Source organism: Streptomyces sp. cg36 (assembly GCF_041080675.1).
Classification (GTDB): domain Bacteria; phylum Actinomycetota; class Actinomycetes; order Streptomycetales; family Streptomycetaceae; genus Streptomyces.
This window is the reverse complement of the sequence record NZ_CP163520.1, coordinates 4,499,495-4,516,632: the sequence shown is the minus strand read 5'-3', so window position 1 is coordinate 4,516,632 and position 17,138 is coordinate 4,499,495. Positions and strand designations below refer to the sequence as shown.

The 17,138-nt window shown below is 74.8% G+C and carries 13 protein-coding genes; 8 read left to right on the top strand and 5 right to left on the bottom strand.

The annotated features are described in order from the left end of the window. The first annotated feature begins 158 nt into the window (after positions 1-158). Together AB5J87_RS20180 and AB5J87_RS20175 are read left to right on the top strand one after the other, a co-directional pair. The gene (locus AB5J87_RS20180) at positions 159-3,104 is read left to right on the top strand and encodes a BTAD domain-containing putative transcriptional regulator (protein WP_369378284.1); all 2,946 of its coding nucleotides are present in this window, start codon (positions 159-161) and stop codon (positions 3,102-3,104) included. 272 nt (positions 3,105-3,376) lie between these two features. Next, complete coding sequence (locus AB5J87_RS20175; RefSeq protein WP_369378283.1) at positions 3,377-3,709, top strand: hypothetical protein; 333 nt, start codon at positions 3,377-3,379, stop codon at positions 3,707-3,709. A 571-nt stretch (positions 3,710-4,280) separates the two neighbouring features. Here AB5J87_RS20175 and AB5J87_RS20170 read toward each other — a convergent pair. After that, the gene (locus AB5J87_RS20170) at positions 4,281-5,894 is read right to left on the bottom strand and encodes a FadD3 family acyl-CoA ligase (RefSeq protein ID WP_369378282.1); all 1,614 of its coding nucleotides are present in this window, start codon (positions 5,892-5,894) and stop codon (positions 4,281-4,283) included. A gap of 97 nt (positions 5,895-5,991) precedes the next feature. On the opposite strand from AB5J87_RS20170, the gene AB5J87_RS20165 reads away from it, so the two are divergent. Genes AB5J87_RS20165 through AB5J87_RS20155 form a run of 3 tightly spaced genes read left to right on the top strand, consistent with a single transcriptional unit; the run spans position 5,992 to position 8,367 of the window. Continuing rightward, the gene (locus tag AB5J87_RS20165) at positions 5,992-7,140 is read left to right on the top strand and encodes a lipid-transfer protein (RefSeq protein ID WP_369378281.1); all 1,149 of its coding nucleotides are present in this window, start codon (positions 5,992-5,994) and stop codon (positions 7,138-7,140) included. A 1-nt stretch (position 7,141) separates the two neighbouring features. Continuing rightward, entirely contained in the window at positions 7,142-7,585 is a 444-nt protein-coding gene (locus AB5J87_RS20160) for a Zn-ribbon domain-containing OB-fold protein (RefSeq protein ID WP_369378280.1), read from the top strand. Then, positions 7,582-8,367, top strand: coding sequence for an enoyl-CoA hydratase/isomerase family protein (locus AB5J87_RS20155; protein WP_369378279.1), 786 nt, complete (start codon positions 7,582-7,584; stop codon positions 8,365-8,367). The genes AB5J87_RS20160 and AB5J87_RS20155 overlap by 4 nt, the downstream gene beginning before the upstream one ends. A gap of 187 nt (positions 8,368-8,554) precedes the next feature. Here the strand turns inward: AB5J87_RS20155 and AB5J87_RS20150 are convergent, their stop codons facing one another. Together AB5J87_RS20150 and AB5J87_RS20145 are read right to left on the bottom strand one after the other, a co-directional pair. After that, on the bottom strand, positions 8,555-10,942 hold the full coding sequence (locus AB5J87_RS20150) for a PQQ-binding-like beta-propeller repeat protein (RefSeq protein WP_369378278.1): 2,388 nt from the start codon (positions 10,940-10,942) through the stop codon (positions 8,555-8,557). A gap of 174 nt (positions 10,943-11,116) precedes the next feature. Continuing rightward, a complete protein-coding gene (locus tag AB5J87_RS20145) occupies positions 11,117-11,890 on the bottom strand; it encodes a VOC family protein (RefSeq protein WP_369378277.1) in 774 nt (257 codons plus the stop codon). 318 nt (positions 11,891-12,208) lie between these two features. On the opposite strand from AB5J87_RS20145, the gene AB5J87_RS20140 reads away from it, so the two are divergent. Then, positions 12,209-12,856 (top strand): TetR family transcriptional regulator, encoded by a 648-nt coding sequence (locus tag AB5J87_RS20140; RefSeq protein WP_369378276.1) that lies wholly within the window; start codon positions 12,209-12,211, stop codon positions 12,854-12,856. A 131-nt stretch (positions 12,857-12,987) separates the two neighbouring features. On the opposite strand, the gene AB5J87_RS20135 is transcribed toward AB5J87_RS20140, so the two are convergent. Further along, positions 12,988-13,509, bottom strand: coding sequence for a nitroreductase family deazaflavin-dependent oxidoreductase (locus AB5J87_RS20135; protein WP_369378275.1), 522 nt, complete (start codon positions 13,507-13,509; stop codon positions 12,988-12,990). Then, positions 13,506-14,831, bottom strand: a complete 1,326-nt coding sequence (locus AB5J87_RS20130) for an acyl-CoA dehydrogenase family protein (protein WP_369378274.1) — start codon at positions 14,829-14,831, stop codon at positions 13,506-13,508. The genes AB5J87_RS20135 and AB5J87_RS20130 overlap by 4 nt, the downstream gene beginning before the upstream one ends. Positions 14,832-14,973: 142 nt before the next feature. Between AB5J87_RS20130 and AB5J87_RS20125 the strand changes: the two genes are divergently transcribed. Next, positions 14,974-16,146 carry an acetyl-CoA acetyltransferase gene (locus AB5J87_RS20125; RefSeq protein ID WP_369378272.1) on the top strand — a complete coding sequence of 391 codons (1,173 nt, stop codon included), beginning with the start codon at positions 14,974-14,976 and terminating at the stop codon, positions 16,144-16,146. A gap of 44 nt (positions 16,147-16,190) precedes the next feature. Further along, positions 16,191-16,841: a pyridoxal 5'-phosphate synthase gene (locus AB5J87_RS20120; RefSeq protein WP_369378271.1), complete on the top strand. Its 651-nt coding sequence runs from the start codon at positions 16,191-16,193 to the stop codon at positions 16,839-16,841. The last annotated feature ends 297 nt before the right edge of the window (positions 16,842-17,138 follow it).

Sequence of the window (17,138 nt, the reverse complement as noted above, 5' to 3'; positions counted from 1 at the left end):
GTCCATCCCCTGAACCACCCCGTGGACACGCGCCCGCCACCTGTAACGAATGTGTGCAGAGCCCTTGTGCGGAGGGTCACCCGTAGCTGACGCGCATGCCATGGACAGGGCAGACTGGCACGGGCATTACCAGCGCTACGGGGGCACAGGGGGTCGCTATGGACCGAAACGGCGGGCCGCGCGTTCCGGAGCAGCGGGCTCCGGTTCAGGCCGCGGACACCGGCCTGCGCTTCGGCGTGCTCGGACCGGTGCGCGCGTCACGCGGGCCCGAGGCCCTGCAGACCGGCGCACCGCAGCAGCGCGCCCTGCTGGCCGCGCTGCTGCTGCGCGACGGCCGCACGGCCACCGCGGCCGAGCTCATCGACGCCATCTGGGGCGAGGAACCGCCCCCGCAGGCACTGGCCGCGGTACGCACCTACGCCTCCCGGCTGCGCAAGGCGCTCGGGCCGGGCGTCCTGGTGAGCGACGCGGGCGGCTACGCCATCCAGCTCTCCTCCTGTGTCCTCGACCTCGCCACCGCCCAGGAGCTGGCCGCCGAGGCCGAGAAGGCGCGGGCCGGCGGCGACCAGCCGCGCGCCCGCGACCTGCTCAAGAGCGCGCTCGCGCTGTGGACCGGCGAACCGCTCGCCAATGTGCCCGGCCCCAACGCGGACACCGAGCGGACCCGGCTCGGCGAGTGGCGCCTCCAGCTCATCGAGGCCCGCCTCGACATGGAGCTGGACGCCGGCTGCCACGCCGAGGCCGTCTCCGAGCTGACCGCGCTCACCGCCGCGCACCCCTTGCGCGAACGGCTGCGCGAGCTCCTGATGCTGGCGCTGTACCGCAGCGGACGCCAGGCCGAGGCCCTCGCCGTCTACGCCGACACCCGCAGGCTGCTCGCCGACGAGCTCGGCGTGGACCCGCGCCCCGAGCTCTCCCGGCTCCAGCAGCGCATCCTGCGCGCCGACGAGGACCTGGCCCGGCCCGCCGAGGCGCCCGCCGCCCCCGCACCCGTCAAGGCGGCCCAGCTGCCCGCCTCCGTGCCCGACTTCACCGGCCGCGCCTCCTTCGTCCAGGAGCTCTCGGCGCGCCTGGCCGCCGCCGAGACCGATGTGATGGCGGTCTCCGCGCTCGCGGGCATCGGCGGCGTCGGCAAGACGACGCTCGCCGTGCACGTGGCCCACGCGGCCCGCCCGCACTTCCCCGACGGCCAGCTGTACGTGGACCTCCAGGGCACCTCGCACCGCGCCTGCGAGCCCGAGGCGGTGCTCGGCTCGTTCCTGCGCGCGCTCGGCACACCGGACGCCGCCATCCCCGACTCCCTGGAGGAGCGGGCGGCCCTGTTCCGCTCCACCCTCGACGGGCGCCGGGTGCTGGTCCTGCTCGACAACGCGCGCGACGCCGCCCAGGTCCGCCCGCTGCTGCCCGGCACCGCGGGCTGCGCCACCCTCGTCACCAGCCGCATCCGCATGCTGGACCTGGCCGGGGCCTACCTCGTCGACCTCGACGTGATGTCCCCGGAGGAGGCCCTCCAGCTCTTCACCAAGATCGTCGGGGAGGAGCGGGTCGGCGCCGAGCGCCAGTCCGCCCTCGACGTGGTGGCCGCCTGCGGCTTCCTGCCGCTCGCCATCCGCATCGCCGCCTCCCGCCTCGCCTCCCGGCGCACCTGGACCGTCTCGGTGCTCGCCGCCAAGCTCGCCGACGAGCGGCGCCGCCTCGACGAGCTCCAGGCGGGCGACCTCGCCGTCAAGGCCACCTTCGAACTCGGCTACGGCCAGCTGGAGCCCGCCCAGGCCCGCGCCTTCCGGCTGCTCGGCCTGCCCGACGGCCCGGACATCTCGCTCGCGGCAGCCGCCGCCGTGCTCGACCTGCCGCTCCAGCAGACCGAGGACCTGCTGGAATCCCTCGTCGACACCAGCCTGGTCGAATCCGCGGCCCCCGGCCGCTACCGCTACCACGACCTCGTACGGCTCTACGCGCGTGCGTGCGCCGAGCGCGACGAGGACCCGCCGTCCGGGCGCGCGGCGGCCATGTCCCGGCTGCTGGACTTCTATCTGTCCACGGCCGCCCGGGTGTACGCGATCGAGCGCCCCGGCGACCGCCTGGTCGAGCACCTCGCGCCGACCGCCTACCCCGGGCTCTCGTTCCCCGACGGCCACGAGGCGGTGGACTGGCTGTACGCCGAGGCCAACTGCCTGCTCGCCTGCGTCCACCAGTGCGCGGGCGAGCCCACGATGCTGCGGCGGGCGGTCGACCTGCTCTGGGCCGCCAAGGACCTCGCGGAGTCCGGCGCCAACTCGCGCCAGTACGAGACCACCGCCGCCGCCGTCCGCGACACCGCCCACGGGACGGGCGACGCCAGCGCGGAGGCGCGGGCCCGGGTCGCGCTCTCCACCGTGCTGCTCGTCTCCGGCCGGTTCGAGCAGGCCGACGAGGAGGCGCGGGTCTCCTCGCTGCTCGCCAAGGAGGCCGAGGACCCGATGCCCGCGGGGGTGGCGCCCAACGACCGCGGGATCATCGCCTTCTACCAGAACCGGCACGCCGACGGCGAACGCTTCCTCCAGGAGGCCATCGACAACTACCGCGCCGACGGCAACCTGCCCGGCGAGGCCAGCGCCCTGTGCAACCTGGCGCGCATCCACGTGAACATGGGGCGCACCGCCAGCGCCGTCGAGCTCGCCCAGCGCGGCCTCGACATCTTCAGCGAGATGGGACTCGCCCTGCGGGTCGCCAACGGCCGCTTCGCGCTCGGCATCGCGCTCACCCGGGCGGGCCGCCTCGACGAGGCGCTGGAGCAGCTGGGCCGCGCGCTGAAGGTCTTCCAGGACAACCGCCAGCGGCTGTGGGAGGGCACCACCCACTTCCGGATCGCCGAGGCCCACTTCGCCGCCCGCCGCCCGGCGCGGGCCGCCCAGCACGCCGAACAGGCCCTGGCGCTGCGGTGCATCGGCGGCGAGTGGATGCGGGGCAACGTCCTCACCACGCTCGGCCGCGCCCTGGACCAGCTGGGCCAGGCCGACCGCGCGCGGGCCTGCTGGCGCGAGGCACTGGCCATCTACGAGTCGACGGGCGCCGCCGAGGCCAAGGACGTACGGCAGCTTCTTTCACCGCTGGCGGCGGCGTAAGGTCGCAGGTGAGAGGTGGCCCGGGGCTCCGGATAGGAGCGCTGGGCCACTTCATTGGCGCCCCCGTTTAGCCATCGTTTATCGGTACTCGGCACTCTCTTACTCAACGATCCGTCGCGTCGGGGGGCAGGCGGATCGGCGGTGGGCCTCCCCACTAGTGTGGACGGCCCTTGACGTGTCCGTCCGGCGACCCTCGGGGGAGCCGCCGGGCGGGCACCGTTCACCAGCACAACCAAAGCACCACAGCAGCAAACTCAGGGGAGCTGAACACGATGAGTGACGCGAAGACGCCGGACACCGGCGACACCACGCTGGAGAACCACGCGGGGAACCCGGGCTCCGGCACGGCCCCCGGTGCCGGCACCGGCACCGGCACGATCCGGCCGATGGAGAACCACGCGGGGCTGGTGGGCAGCGACATCGTGCGCCCCCTGGAGAACCACGCCGGCGTCCTCGGGAACGACGGCAAGGTCAAGCCGCTGGAGAACCACGCCGGGCTGGTCGGGACGGGGACCCCGATCAAGCCGATGGAGAACCACGCGGGGCTGATCGGCGCCGACATCCTCAAGCCGCAGGAGAACCACGCGGGTTCCGAGGAGGCGTAGCCGCCGCGGCCACAGGCCAACGGGGGAGCACGGGGGTACGGGGGAATACGGGGGAGGCCGTGGGTTCGGGGGAAGCCACGGTGAAGGGGCTCGGGGGAGCCCCATGGGGGAACGGGGCTCGGGGGAGCCCCGGGGCAGCCGCATCGGGGGATGCGCGGCCCCAACGGGGGAACCCGAGGGCCCCGCGGCGAACACGGCCGCGGGGCCCTCGGGTTTTTGCGGCTCCCCCCAAACCCCCGCTCTCCCGGCGGCGGCCAGGCGGCGGCCCGACCGCGCAGTTCCCCGCGCCCCTGAACCCGCTGTCATCCGCGGACCGTGCTGGCTTGCTCGCGCAGTTCCCCGCGCCCCTGAGAAACCCGCCTTCGTCTGCGGACCGTGCCCACGTCTCGCGCAGTTCCCCGCGCCCCCAAACCCGCTGTCATCCGCGGACCGTGCCCGGTTGCGCGCGCCGTTCCCCGCGCCCCTGGAGATGGGCCCGCAGGGCCCTCCTAGGGGCGCGGGGAACTGCGCGACCAGCCCCCACCGGCCCGCAGGCGAACGCCCGGCCCGAAAGGGGGCGCGGGGGGGCGCGTTACCCCCGCAGGTCCAGTTTTCTCACCTTGCCGCTCGCGTTCCGCGGCAGCTCCCCCAGGAACTCCACCTCCCGCGGCACCTTGTAATTCGCCAGCTCCCGCCGAGCCCAGGCGACCAGCTCCGCCGGGGTCAGCGCGGAGCCCGCGCGCCGGACCACGTACGCCTTGCCCACCTCCCCCAGCCGCGCGTCGGGGACGCCGACCACGGCGACGTCCGCGACCTCGGGGTGCAGCAGCAGCACCTGCTCGATCTCGGCCGGGTACGCGTTGAAGCCACCGACGACGTACATGTCCTTGATCCGGTCGGTGATCCGCAGGTTGCCCGCCGCGTCCAGCACCCCCACGTCCCCGGTCCGCAGCCACCCGTCCGCCGTCATGGCCCGCGCGGTCTCCTCCGGGTCCTCGAAGTACCCGCTCATCACGTTGAATCCGCGCACCTGCACCTCCCCCGGCGACCCGGCGGGCGCCGTCACCCGTACCTCGGTGCCGGGGATGGCCCGCCCGGACGTCGCCGCGATGACCTCGGGCGGGTCGCCGCGCCGGCACATGGTGACGATGCCGCTGGCCTCGGAGAGCCCGTACGCCGTGAGCACGGTCTCGATGCCCAGCTCGGTCCGCAGCCGTTCGACCAGCCGCAGCGGGACGACCGCCGCCCCGGTCACCACCAGGCGCAGCGCGGACAGGTCGTGGGCGGCGCGGGCCGGGTGGTCGAGGAGGGACTGGTGGAGGGTGGGCGGGCCGGGCAGCACCGAGATCCGTTCGGCGGCGATGTGGGCGAGGACGGCCTCCGCGTCGAAGACGGGCTGGGGCACCATCGTGGCGCCGCGCATCAGACAGGCGACGATGCCCGCCTTGTAGCCGAAGGTGTGGAAGAACGGGTTGACGATCAGATACCGGTCGCCCTCGCGCAGCCCGGCCAGCTCGCTCCACACCGCGTACCCCCGCAGGGTCTGCGCATGGGTGATGACGGCGCCCTTGGGGCGGCCCGTGGTGCCGGAGGTGAAGACGATGTCGGAGGGGGCGGAGGGGAGGATCGCGTCGGCGCGGCGGCGCACCTCGGCCGCCGGAACGCCCTCGCCGCCCGCCAGGAAGTCCTTCCAGGCCCGGAAGTCGTCGGGCGCGTCCGGCGCGAGCACCACCACCTGCTCCAGATGCGGCAGTCCGGGCAGCGGCCCGGCGCCCTCGCCCTCGGCGGCGGCCCGCCGCAAGGTGGCAACGTAGGAGGTGCCCAGGAACGTTCCCGTCACGAACAGCAGCCGGGCGCGGCTGCGGCGCAGCACGTACGCCGCCTCCGCGCCCTTGAACCGCGTGTTCAGCGGGACGAGCACCGCCCCCGCGGTGACCGCGCCGAGCGCGCAGACGATCCAGTCGAGGGTGTTCGGCGCCCACACCGCGACCCGGTCGCCGGGCCGGGTCCCGGCCGCGACGCAGGCCGCCGCGGCCCGTTCGACCCGCTCGCCGAGCTCCGCGTAGCTGATCCGGGTGCGGCCCTCGACGACGGCCTCCCGCGTCCCGTACCGTTCGGCCGCCTCCCGTACGAGGTGGCCGACCGTGCCCCACTCCAGGTCGCCGCGGCGCTCCGGCTCCTCGGACAGCTCCCGTTGTGACCCCATGGCAAGCCCTCCCAGCACGCTAGCTGACTACCCGTCAGATTAGCTGTACCCTTCCACGCTGTCAGCAGCAGCCGCACGGCGGACACGGAGGTGGCGGGTGTCGGTGCTCAAGGACGCGACGGCGATCGTCGGCATAGGGCAGACGGAGTTCGCCCGTCAACTGCCCCAATCGGAGAAGCACTTGGCGTGCCGGGCCATCCTGGCCGCCCTCGACGACGCCGGGATCGCCCCGGCCGAGGTCGACGCCCTCGCCTCGTACACGATGGAGGAGACCGACGAGGTCGAGGTCGCCAAGTCCATCGGCGCGGGCGACCTCACCTTCTTCGGCAAGGTCGGGTTCGGCGGCGGCGGCTCGTGCGCCACCGTCGCCCACCTCGCCGCCGCCGTCGCCACCGGCCAGGCCAACGTGGGCGTCGCCTGGCGCTCGCGCAAGCGCGGCAGCGGCCCGCGCCCCTGGCGCAACACCACCGTGCAACTGCCCACCCCCGCCCAGTGGACCCGCCCCTTCGGGCTGCTGCGCCCGGCCGACGAGATCGGCATGCTGGCCCGCCGCTACATGCACGAGTACGGCGCCACCCGCGACCACCTGTTCAACGTGGCGCTGGCCTGCCGCAACCGCGCCAACCAGAACCCGGCCGCGATCATGTACGAACGCCCGCTGACCCGCGACATGTATATGACCTCGCGCTGGATCAGCGAGCCGCTCTGCCTCTTCGACAACTGCCTGGAGACGGACGGCGCGCTGGCCTGCGTGATCGTCTCCGCCGAGCGCGCCCGCGACTGCCGGCAGCGGCCCGTGTACGTGCACTCGGCCGCCCAGGGCCTGCCCGCCCAGCACCACGGCATGGTCAACTACTGGAACGACGACCCGCTGACCGGCCCCGCCTGGACCGCCGCCCGACACCTGTGGAAACAGGCCGACTTCGGCCCCCAGGACGTCGACGTCGCCCAGATCTACGACGCGTTCACCCCGCTCGTCCCGCTCTCCCTGGAGGGCTACGGCTTCTGCGACCGCGGCGAGGGCGCGGCCTTCACCGAGGGCGGCGCCCTGGAGATCGGCGGACGGCTGCCGCTGAACACCGGCGGCGGCGGACTGAGCGAGGCGTACGTGCACGGCTTCAACCTCATCAACGAGGGCGTCAAACAGCTGCGCGGCACCTCCACCGCCCAGGTGCCCGACGCCGCCACCTGTCTGGTCACCGCGGGCGAGGGCGTGCCCACGTCGGCCGTGCTGCTGAGGAGCTGAGATGCCGAGCGAGCTGCTGGTCCCCGTCACCGACGACGACGGCGCGCCCTTCTGGGAGTACGCGGCCCGGGGCGAACTGCGCGTCCAGTCCTGCGCCGCCCCCGACTGCGCGCGGCTGCGCTTCCCGCCGCGCCCGTGCTGCCCGCACTGCCACTCCTTCGACAGCGAGTGGCGCCGCGTGTCCGGGCGCGGTCGCATCTGGTCCTACGTCCTGCCCCACCCCCCGCTCCTGCCGCCCTACTCCGACCAGGCCCCGTACAACGCGGTCGTGGTCGAACTCGTCGAGGACCCGCTGATCCGGCTGGTCGGCAACGTGGTCGCCGAGCCGGACGCGCCGCTGGACTCGGTGGACCCGGCGCGGCTGCGGATCGGGGCGCGCGTCCAGGTCGCGTTCACCGGGACCGGCGGTCTGACCGTGCCGCGCTGGCTCCTGGAGCGGCCGTGAGCCCGCGCGTCGAGCGGGACGCGGTCGACGGCGAGGAGACCGGCGTCGCGGTCGTCACCCTGGACCGCCCCGAGCGGCACAACGCGATCGACCTCAAGACCGCCGCCGAACTGGCCGCGATCTGGCGGGAGTTCCGCTTCGACGACTCCGTGCGCGCGGTCGTGCTCACCGGCGCGGGCGACAAGGCGTTCTGCACCGGCCTCGACCGCTCGGCCGAGGTGCCGCAGCCCTCCTCCCCGTACGCGGTCGACGACCCCCTCCTCACGGTCGGCCCGAAGGCCAACGACCTGTGGAAACCGGTGGTCGCGGCGGTGCGCGGCATGGCCTGCGGCGGGGCCTTCTACCTGCTCGGCGAGGCCGAGTTCGTGATCGCCGCCGAGGACGCCACGTTCTTCGACCCGCACACCACGTACGGGATGGTCAGCGCCTACGAGTCGGTGTACCTGGCCCTGCGGATGCCGCCCGGCGAGGTCGCCCGGCTCGCCCTGATGGGCACCGCCGAACGCCTCTCGGCCCGACGGGCGTACGAGACGGGGCTGGTCAGCGAGGTCACCGCGGCGGGCGACGAGGTGGCGGCGGCGCTGCGGTGCGCGCGGACCATCGCCTCCTTCCCCACGGCCGCCGTGCAGGGCACGGTCCGCGCCCTGTGGACGGCCCGCGAACCCGCGCTCGCCCAGGCGTTCTCGCGCGCGCCGCAGCTGATCGCCCTGGGCAATCTGCCCCCGGACCGCCAGACCGAGCTGTTCGGGGCGCGCCGGAGCGGCGTGTTCCGGGTGCGCTGACCGCCGGGCCGGCAAGGGGCGCGGCCCCCGTCGGCAAGGGGCGCGGCCCCCGCTGGCACCGGGTGCGGACCCGGCGTAGCGTCGGCAGCGAGGGCCGGGGCGCGCCCGCCGCGCCCCCGCGCTCACCCGAGCGACGGCCGCCGTGCCGCCCCTTCCGTGTCCGGCACGACGGCCGTCCCCGGCCGGGTCAGCGCGACGACGTCGCCGTGCCCTTCACCGCGTCCAGCGCGTAGACGCAACGGTCCTTGCTGCACGCGTACACCACACCGGCCCGGACCACCGGGGAGCCGGTGATCTCGCCGCCGGTGGCCAGCTTCCAGCGGAGCTGGCCGCCCGCCGCGTCCAGCGTGTACAGGCAGTGGTCGGCCGAGCCGAAGTGGATGCGGCCGTCGGCCACCACCGGGGTGCCCACCACCTCCGCGCCCGCCGCGAACCGCCACTTGGGGGTGGAGGTCACCGCGTCCAGCGTGTACAGCGCGTTGCCGCTGCCCACGTGGATGTTGCCGTCCGCCACCAGGACCGGCTCCACGGACTGGCGGGACTCGGTGGCGATGCGCCAGCGGTCCTTGCCCGTGGCCGCGTCCAGCGCGTACACCGTGCCCAGGTAGTCGGCGAGGTAGACGCCGCCGCCCGCGACCGCCGGGCCCGGGGCGAAGGTCGGCGGGCAGAGGAAGACCGCCGGGGCCTCGAAGTGCCAGCGCACATGGCCGCTGGCGATGTCGATGGAGAGCACCCGGGTGCCCGCCGACACGTACACATAGCCGTCCTGGGCGGGGGCCAGCCGGACCGGGACGCCGCCGCAGGAGGCCGCGTCGCCCACCGGGTACGACCAGCGCTCGGCGCCCGAGCGGGCGTCCAGGGCGCGCAGCCGGGCGTCCTGCCACACATAGACCGTGCCCTCGTGGATCATCGGACCGGCCTCGGGGGTCTCGAAGTCGGTCTGCGCCCCGGCGAGCTCCCACAGCTTCTCCCCGTTGGCCGCCTCCCACGCCTGTACGCCGCCGCCCCGGGTGGCGGTGACGACGGTCCCCCGGTCCGCCCTGAGCGCGTACACCCAGGCGTCGGTGGGCAGCCGCCACAGCTCGCGGCCGTCCGCCGCGTCCAGCGCGTACAGCGTGGGGCCGTCCGAGGCGTGGATGCGGCCCGCCTCCACCCCCATCGTCCAGGCCACGTCCCGCGTCTTGAACTGGCGCCGGCCGCTGCCCACGTCCAGCGCGTGCACCTCGAACGAGGTCACGTAGAGCAGGTCCCCGTCGACCGTCGGGGTGCCCCACACGTCGTTCGACATCCGGAACCGCCACGGGCGCCAGCGGCCCGGCGCCTCCGGGGCGCGGGCGGGCGGCGGGACCGGCGGGGCGGTGGGCCCGGCCGACAGGTGGGTGGCGGCCTGGGAGCCGTTGGCGGGCACCGCGTCCGGTCTGGCCTGCACCTGCGACTGCGGCCGGGGTCCGCCGCCCGGCGACCTGACCCACCCGGTGGCCGGGCTGGCCTCGGCCACCGCGCTGGCGGCGTCCAGCACCCGGGGCCCGGGGCCGATCGGCACCTTCGCCCCGGCGAGCCGCACCGGCCCGTCCGGCACGCCCTGCGGCAGCGAGGGGTGCGGCGCGTGCGCGGGCTGCGGCGGCTGGTAGCCGGTCCGGGGCGGGGTGGCGGGCCCGGCGGGCGGGACGACCGCCTTGGCCCGGCCGCCGCCCCGGCGCTGCTCGATCATCGCCACCGAGCGGTCGGGCAGCCACGCGGACGCCGTACCACTGTCGTCGGAGCCGCCGAAGAGGTGCGGGGCCAGCTGCGCCTGGAGGTCCTCCGGGGAGGGCCGCAGCGCGGCCTCCATCTGCATGCAGGACTCGATCAGCGGGCGCAGCTCGTCCGGGAGGCCCGCCAGGTCCGGGCCCTCGCGCAGCAGCATGAAGACGGTCTCCACCGGGTTGGCCCCGTGGAAGGGCGCGTGGCCGGTGGCCGCGAAGACCAGGGTGGAGCCGAGCGAGAACACATCGCTGGCGCCGGTCACGCTGCGCGAGTCCTTCGCCTGCTCGGGCGACATGTACGCGGGCGTGCCGACCGCCACGTTCGTCATGGTCAGGCGGGTGTTCGAGACCCCGGACGCGATGCCGAAGTCGATCACCCGGGGGCCGTCCTCGACGACCAGCACGTTGGAGGGCTTCAGATCGCGGTGGACCAGGCCCGCCCCGTGGATGGACTGCAGCGCCTCGGCGATGCCGGCCGCGAGCCAGCGCACCGCCTGGGCCGGGAGCGGCCCGCACTCATTCACTATTTCCTCTAGCGAGGGCGCCGGCACGTACGCGGTGGCCAGCCAGGGCACGGCCGCGCGCGGGTCGGCGTCGACCACGGCGGCCGTGTAGAACCCGCTGACCGCGCGGGCCGCCTCCACCTCGCGCGTGAAGCGGACCCGGAACAGCTGATCCTCGGCGAGCTCCGTGCGCACCGTTTTGATCGCCACGCGGCGCCCGGACGCCGAGCGTGCCAGATAGACCAGCCCCATGCCGCCGGCACCGAGCCGTCCCAGCACCTCGAAGGGGCCGATCCGCCTCGGGTCGTGCTGCGTCAGCTGCTCCACTTGCCTGCCACCTCCCCGTACGGGCCTCAAGTCAAAGAATCAACGCGTCGCAACAAGGCCCCGTGCAGCGTCTCACGCGGCACCCCGATTCTTCCTGCCGGAGGCACCCGGTGGCCAACCCGCTCACGGATCGGGATGTCTCCCCCCGATCCGGACACATCTGCCCGGCCCGTCTCATTCCCGCTGGAGCACCGCGAAGCCCGCCCCCTGGTCGTCGTGGAGCACCGCCATCCGGCCGTACGCGATGTCGAACGGCTCGGCCTTGAGGCGCCCGCCCAGCTCCACGCAGGCTTCGGCCGTGGCGTCGCAGTCCCCCACCGCGAAGTAGACCAGGAAGTGGGCGGGCATCTCGGCCGGGAAGGCGTCGCCCATCAGCGCCCGGCCGCCGAAGGCCGTGTCCGGGCCGGGCGCGGCCCCGGCCGGTGACCAAGTGCGGAACTCGCCGTCCGTGCCGTCCGGGTCCGCGCCCTCGAAGCCGAAGACCGACTCGTAGAAGGCGTCGGCGCGCTCCGGGTCCCGGGTGTAGACCTCGGTCCAGCAGAAGGAGCCCGGCTCGCCGGTCCGCTCGAAGCCGGTGTGGACGCCGGGCTGCCACAGGCCGAAGACCGCGCCGCCGGGGTCGGCGGCGACCGCCGTGGCCCCGGACGGCCCGGCCGGCAGCGGGCCGCTCACCAGCCGCCCGCCCGCCGCCGCGATCCGCACCGCGAGTCCCTTGGCGTCGGGCGTCGCGAAGTAGACGCCCCAGGCGGTGGGCATCCGGCCGTCGCGCTTGGGGACGAGCCCGGCGACGCGCCCGCCGCCGCTGAAGGCCACGGCGCCGGGGCCCGCGTCCTCGTCGAACGTCCAGCCCAGCAGGGCGCCGTAGAACCGCTTGCCGGCCGCCAGGTCGGGGAGCGTCACATCGGCCCAGCACGGCGCGCCCTCCGGATATCCGTCATATCCGCCCATGCGTCCTGGTTCCCTTCCTGGAGTGGCCCCCGCCCGGGGTGCCCCCACGCGGTGAACGTATCGGCCCGGCCCGCACCCCGCAGTGACATAAATCGAACAAATGGTCTGCTTCCCGTTCACTTTAGGCGGCTACGCCCTTTTCCCGCACGGGTTGTCCACAGAACGTGTCCACAGGCTGTTGATAACACCATTCGAGTGGCGGACACCCGGTCGACCCGGCGGTCCGGCGCCGGGGCCCATTGACGCACCCGTCAACCCCCGGCCCCCATTTGCAGTCGGCCGAATCGCGCTCCGATCACCCCTCGGTAAGCTGACGGCATGACAGGACAAGTACGCACCGTCGACGGCCGCGTGGCCGGCCGACGCGGCCAGGCGACGCGGCAGAAGCTGCTCGACTGCCTCAGCGAGATGCTCAGCTCCTCGCCGTACCGGGACGTCAAAGTCATCGACGTGGCCCGGAAGGCGGGTACTTCACCCGCGACCTTCTACCAGTACTTCCCGGACGTCGAGGGCGCCGTCCTGGAGATCGCGGAGGAAATGGCCAAGGAGGGCGCGGCGTTGACCTCGCTCGTCGAGGGCCGTTCCTGGGTGGGCAAGGCCGGCTGGCAGACGGCGGAGGAACTGGTCGAGGGGTTCCTCGACTTCTGGCGCAAGAATGACGCGATCCTTCGCGTCGTCGACCTCGGCGCGGCCGAGGGCGACAAGCGGTTCTACAAGATCCGCATGAAGATCCTCAACTCCGTGAACAACTCCCTTACGGACGCGGTCAAGGAGCTCCAGTCCAAGGGCAAGGTCGACAAGGACGTCAGCCCGGCCGCGATGGCGGGCTCGATCGTCGCCATGCTCGCGGCGGTGGCCTCGCACCAGAAGGGCTTCCAGACCTGGGGCGTCAAGCAGGCCGAGCTGAAGCCGAACCTGGCGCTGCTCGTCCACCTGGGCATCACGGGCAAGAAGCCGCCGAAGTAGCGGCGGCACGCGCGCGGGCGCGGGCACGCGCCCTGCCGCGCCGGTCCACGGGGCTCCGCGCCCCCAAGTCCTGTCACGCCGACGGTGGTTCACGCTGTGGACCCCGTCGGCGTTCCCATGCCGCCACCCGCTCACCCGGCGGCCCCGGCGCCCTCCCGCCGCTCCAGCCGGAAGAGCCGGATCTCCCGCTCGATCCGCGCCTGGTACGCGGCGTACGGCGGCCAGAACTCCAGCGCCGCCCGCCAGGCCGCCGCCCGCTCCTCGCCGGTCAGCAGCCGCGCCCGTACGGGAACGTCCCGCCCCCGCAGACTGATCCGGGCCTCCGGGTGCGCCAGCAGGTTGCCGGTCCAGGCCGGGTGGCCGGGGCGCCCGAAGTTCGACCCGACCAGCAGCCAGGTACCGCCCTCCTCCGGCACACACGCGAGCGGCGTGGTCCGCTCGGCACCCGAGCGCGCCCCGCGCGCGGTGAGCACCACCCCGGGCAGCATCCGCGCGCTCGGCAGCACCCGGCCCCGGGTGAGCCGGTGCACGGCCCGGTCCAGGGCGGGCACGAAGTGCGGCGCCACCTTGGCGAACGCGCGCGTGGCCGACACCCCGCGCACCAGCCGGACCCCGACGGGGACACGGGCCGCGCCCGCCCGCGCGGGCCTCACGAGGCCGCCTTCGCGCGCGTGGAGGCGGCCGGGGGCGCCCCCGGCCGCGTGGGCCCGGAGGGCGGCGCCGCGCGCGTGGGCGCGGTGTCGGGCGCCTTCGCGCGCGTGGCGGCGGGCGGCCGGTCCTCCGCCGTGCGCGGGGCGAAGAGTCCGGCCCGCTCGGCCGCCTGCGCGCGCAGCGCCTCGACCGGGCCGAACAGCAGCTCGTCGCAGGCCGCCCGCTTGAAGTACAGATGCGCGTCGTGCTCCCAGGTGAACCCGATGCCGCCGTGCAGCTGGATCGCCTCGGCGCCCGTCGCCCGCAGCGCCTCCAGGGCCTGCGCGAGGGCGAGCGGCCCGGCGTCGGGGTCCCAGGTCGCGTAGTGGACGGCCGACCGGGCCGCCCGCACCTGTACGTACCGGTCGGCCAGGCGGTGCTTGACCGCCTGGAAGGAGCCGACGGGCCGGCCGAACTGCTCGCGCTCCTTCACGTACGCCACGGTCCGCTCCAGCGCGTGCGCGGCGGCGCCGACGGCCTCGGCCGCCAGGCACACGGCGGCGCTCCGCCCGACGGCGGCGAGGGCGGCCAGGGCGTCACCGGCCCCCTCCACGCCGTTCCCGCCCTCCTCGGGCCCCAGCAACCCGGCCTCGGTGTCACGCAGTTGCAGCCGCCCTTGCGCGCGCGTCTCGTCGAGCGCGGTCTGCCGGGTCCGGCGCAGGCCCCGGGCGTCGCCGGGTACGAGGAAGAGGCGGATCCGGCCGTGCGTGAAGCCGCCGGTGTGCGCGGCGACGAGCAGCAGGTCCGCGCGGTGGCCGTCCAGGACCTGGGCGACCTCCCCGTACAGCCGCCACCGCCCGTCCCCCGCGCGCCGGGCCTGGACGCCTCCGGCCCGTCCGCCGCCCGCCCACTCCCCGGCGGCGCCGTCGCCCGTGAGGCCGAGGGCGAGGGCGAGCCGGGGCCCGGGGACGGCCAGGGCGGCGGTCCGCTCGCCCCGGGCCAGCGGCGGCAGGTGCGCGGCCCGCTGCTCCGCCGTGCCGAGCGCCGCCAGGAGGGGTGCGGCCAGGACGGCGGTGGCCAGCAGCGGGGACGGCAGCAGGGCGCGGCCCGCCTCCTCGCAGGCCAGGGCGAGCTCGGTGGGGCCGCAGCCGACCCCGCCGTACTCCTGGGGCAGTGCGAGGCCCGGCAGCCCGAGTTCGGCGGCGAGCTGCCGCCACAGGGCCCGGTCGTGGCCGGGGGCGGTCCGGACGGCGGCCTTGACGTCGTCCGGGCCGCAGCGCTTGGCGAGCAGGTCGCGCAGGGTGCGGCGGATCTCCTGCTGTTCGTCGGTGAAGTCGGCGTCCATGGGCGGTCTCTCCCCTCCCGGCGGCGGGGCCGCTCGGCCGGGCCGCGAATCTGACGGTACATCAGATACGGGCGCCCGCACCCTTCGCGGAGGCGGCCGGAGGGGCAGCGCGGGACGGGTGATCTGATGTACCGTCAGATTCATGGCCGGAGCCCCCTCCCGCAAGGTCGCCGTCGTCGGCGCAGCCCTCTCGGACACCGGGCGCGTGGACGACGCCACTCCGTACGCCCTGCACGCCCAGGCCGCCCGCCGGGCGCTCGCCGACTCCGGGCTCGACCGGAGCGTCGTCGACGGCTTCGGCTCGGCGGGCCTGGGCACGCTGGCACCCGCCGAGGTCGCCGAGTACCTCGGCCTGCGCCCCACCTGGGTGGACTCCACCGCCGTCGGCGGCGCCACCTGGGAGGTGATGGCCTCCCACGCCGTGGACGCCATCGCCGCCGGGCACGCCGACGCCGTCCTCCTCGTCTACGGGTCGACCGCGCGAGCCGACATCAGAGCGGGCCGCCGGACATCGAATCTCTCCTTCGGAGGGGGCGGGCCCCTGCAATTCGAAGTTCCTTACGGGCACACCTTGGTTTCGAAGTACGCGATGGCCGCGCGCCGCCACATGCACCAGTACGGGACCACCATCGAGCAGCTGGCCGAGGTCGCCGTCCAGGCGCGGGCCAACGCCGCCACCAACCCCGACGCCATGTTCCGCGACCCCATCACGGTCGACGACGTGCTCTCCGGGCCGCTCATCGCCGACCCGTTCACCAAGCTGCACTGCTGCATCCGCTCGGACGGCGGGTGCGCGGTGCTGCTCGCCGCCGAGGAGTACGTGGCGGACAGCGCCAAGGAGCCGGTGTGGGTGCTGGGTTCGGGCACGGCGCTCTCGCACACCACGATGTCGGAGTGGAACGACTTCACGGTCTCCCCCGCCGCCGTGTCGGGCCGCCTGGCCTTCGAGCGGGCCGGGGTGCGCCCCGCCGAGATCGACTTCGCCGAGATCTACGACGCCTTCACGTACATGACGCTGGTGACCCTGGAAGACCTCGGCTTCTGCGCGAAGGGCGAGGGGGGCGCGTTCGTGGAAAAGGGGCGGCTGCTGCGGGACGGGGCGCTGCCCGTCAACACGGACGGCGGCGGCCTGTCCGCCTGCCACCCGGGGATGCGCGGACTGTTCCTGCTGGTCGAGGCGGTACGGCAGCTGCGCGGCGAGGCGGGCGAGGGCCAGGTCCGCAGACGCGACGGCAGCCTCCCGGCGCTCGCGGTGGCATCCGGCACGGGCGGCTGGTTCTGCTCGTCGGGGACGGTGGTGCTGGGGCGGGGGTGAGGGCGCGCGGGGCGGGGCGGGGGCGCGCGGGCGAGAATCTGCGCATGGAATTCCAGGAGTACCTGCACACCCTGCGCGTCTGGGACGTCGAACTGCCGCACTTCGACCCGGCGACCGCGCCCGCCGCGCCCGTGCCGCTGTTCCAGGAGTGGCTGATGCACGCGGGCCGCGCCGGACAGGCCGAGCCGCACACGATGACGCTCGCCACCGTCGACGGCGAGGGGCGGCCCGACGTGCGCACGGTGATGCTGCACGGTGCCGACGAGCACGGGTGGTCGTTCGGGTCGCACGCCACCAGTGCGAAGGGGCGGCAGCTGGCGGCCGTTCCCGATGCCGCGCTCGGGTTCTACTGGCCCGCCGTCGGGCGGCAGGTCCGGGTACGGGGTGTGGTGACCCCGGCCCCCGCGGACGCCTCCCTGGCCGATCTGCACGCCCGGTCGACCGGGGCGCTCGCCGCGGCGCTCGTGGGACACCAGAGCGAGGTGCTGGGGTCCCTGGAGGAGCTGGCCGTTGCCTCGGAGGCCGCCTGGGTCCGGGCCGCCGCCGAGGCGGATGCGGCGGTGCCGGGGTGGCGGCTGTACGTCCTGCGGCCGGTGGAGGTCGAGTTCTTCCAGGGGGACGCGCGGCGCAGGCACGTACGGCTGCGGTACACCCGAACCCCCTCGGGCTGGACCCACCACCTCCTGTGGCCGTAGGACGGCCCGCCGGGTCTGCCCACGCAGTCCCCCGCGCCCCTTTTGGGCCGGCTCTTCGTCTGCGACCCGGCGGGGGCTGGTCGCGCAGTTCCCCGCGCCCCCAAATGCAGCCACTCAACCCGCCGCAGCCCCCTTCAGGGGCCCGCAGGGCCATCCAAGGGGCGCGGGGAACTGCGCGAGAAGCGAGCACGGCCCGCAGACGAAGGCGGGTTCCCAGGGGCGCGGGGAACTGCGCGAGAAGCGAGCACGGTCCGCAGGCGAAGGTCCGGTCCAAAAGGGGCGCGGGGAACTGCGCGG

Bases quoted from the DNA above. Each gene is read 5' to 3' on its own strand.
- AB5J87_RS20180 (WP_369378284.1), top strand. From the start codon at position 159: ATGGACCGAAACGGCGGGCCGCGCGTTCCGGAGCAGCGGGCTCCGGTT.
- AB5J87_RS20175 (WP_369378283.1), top strand. From the start codon at position 3,377: ATGAGTGACGCGAAGACGCCGGACACCGGCGACACCACGCTGGAGAAC.
- AB5J87_RS20170 (WP_369378282.1), bottom strand. From the start codon at position 5,894: ATGGGGTCACAACGGGAGCTGTCCGAGGAGCCGGAGCGCCGCGGCGAC.
- AB5J87_RS20160 (WP_369378280.1), top strand. From the start codon at position 7,142: ATGCCGAGCGAGCTGCTGGTCCCCGTCACCGACGACGACGGCGCGCCC.
- AB5J87_RS20145 (WP_369378277.1), bottom strand. From the start codon at position 11,890: ATGGGCGGATATGACGGATATCCGGAGGGCGCGCCGTGCTGGGCCGAT.
- AB5J87_RS20140 (WP_369378276.1), top strand. From the start codon at position 12,209: ATGACAGGACAAGTACGCACCGTCGACGGCCGCGTGGCCGGCCGACGC.
- AB5J87_RS20130 (WP_369378274.1), bottom strand. From the start codon at position 14,831: ATGGACGCCGACTTCACCGACGAACAGCAGGAGATCCGCCGCACCCTG.
- AB5J87_RS20125 (WP_369378272.1), top strand. From the start codon at position 14,974: ATGGCCGGAGCCCCCTCCCGCAAGGTCGCCGTCGTCGGCGCAGCCCTC.
- AB5J87_RS20120 (WP_369378271.1), top strand. From the start codon at position 16,191: ATGGAATTCCAGGAGTACCTGCACACCCTGCGCGTCTGGGACGTCGAA.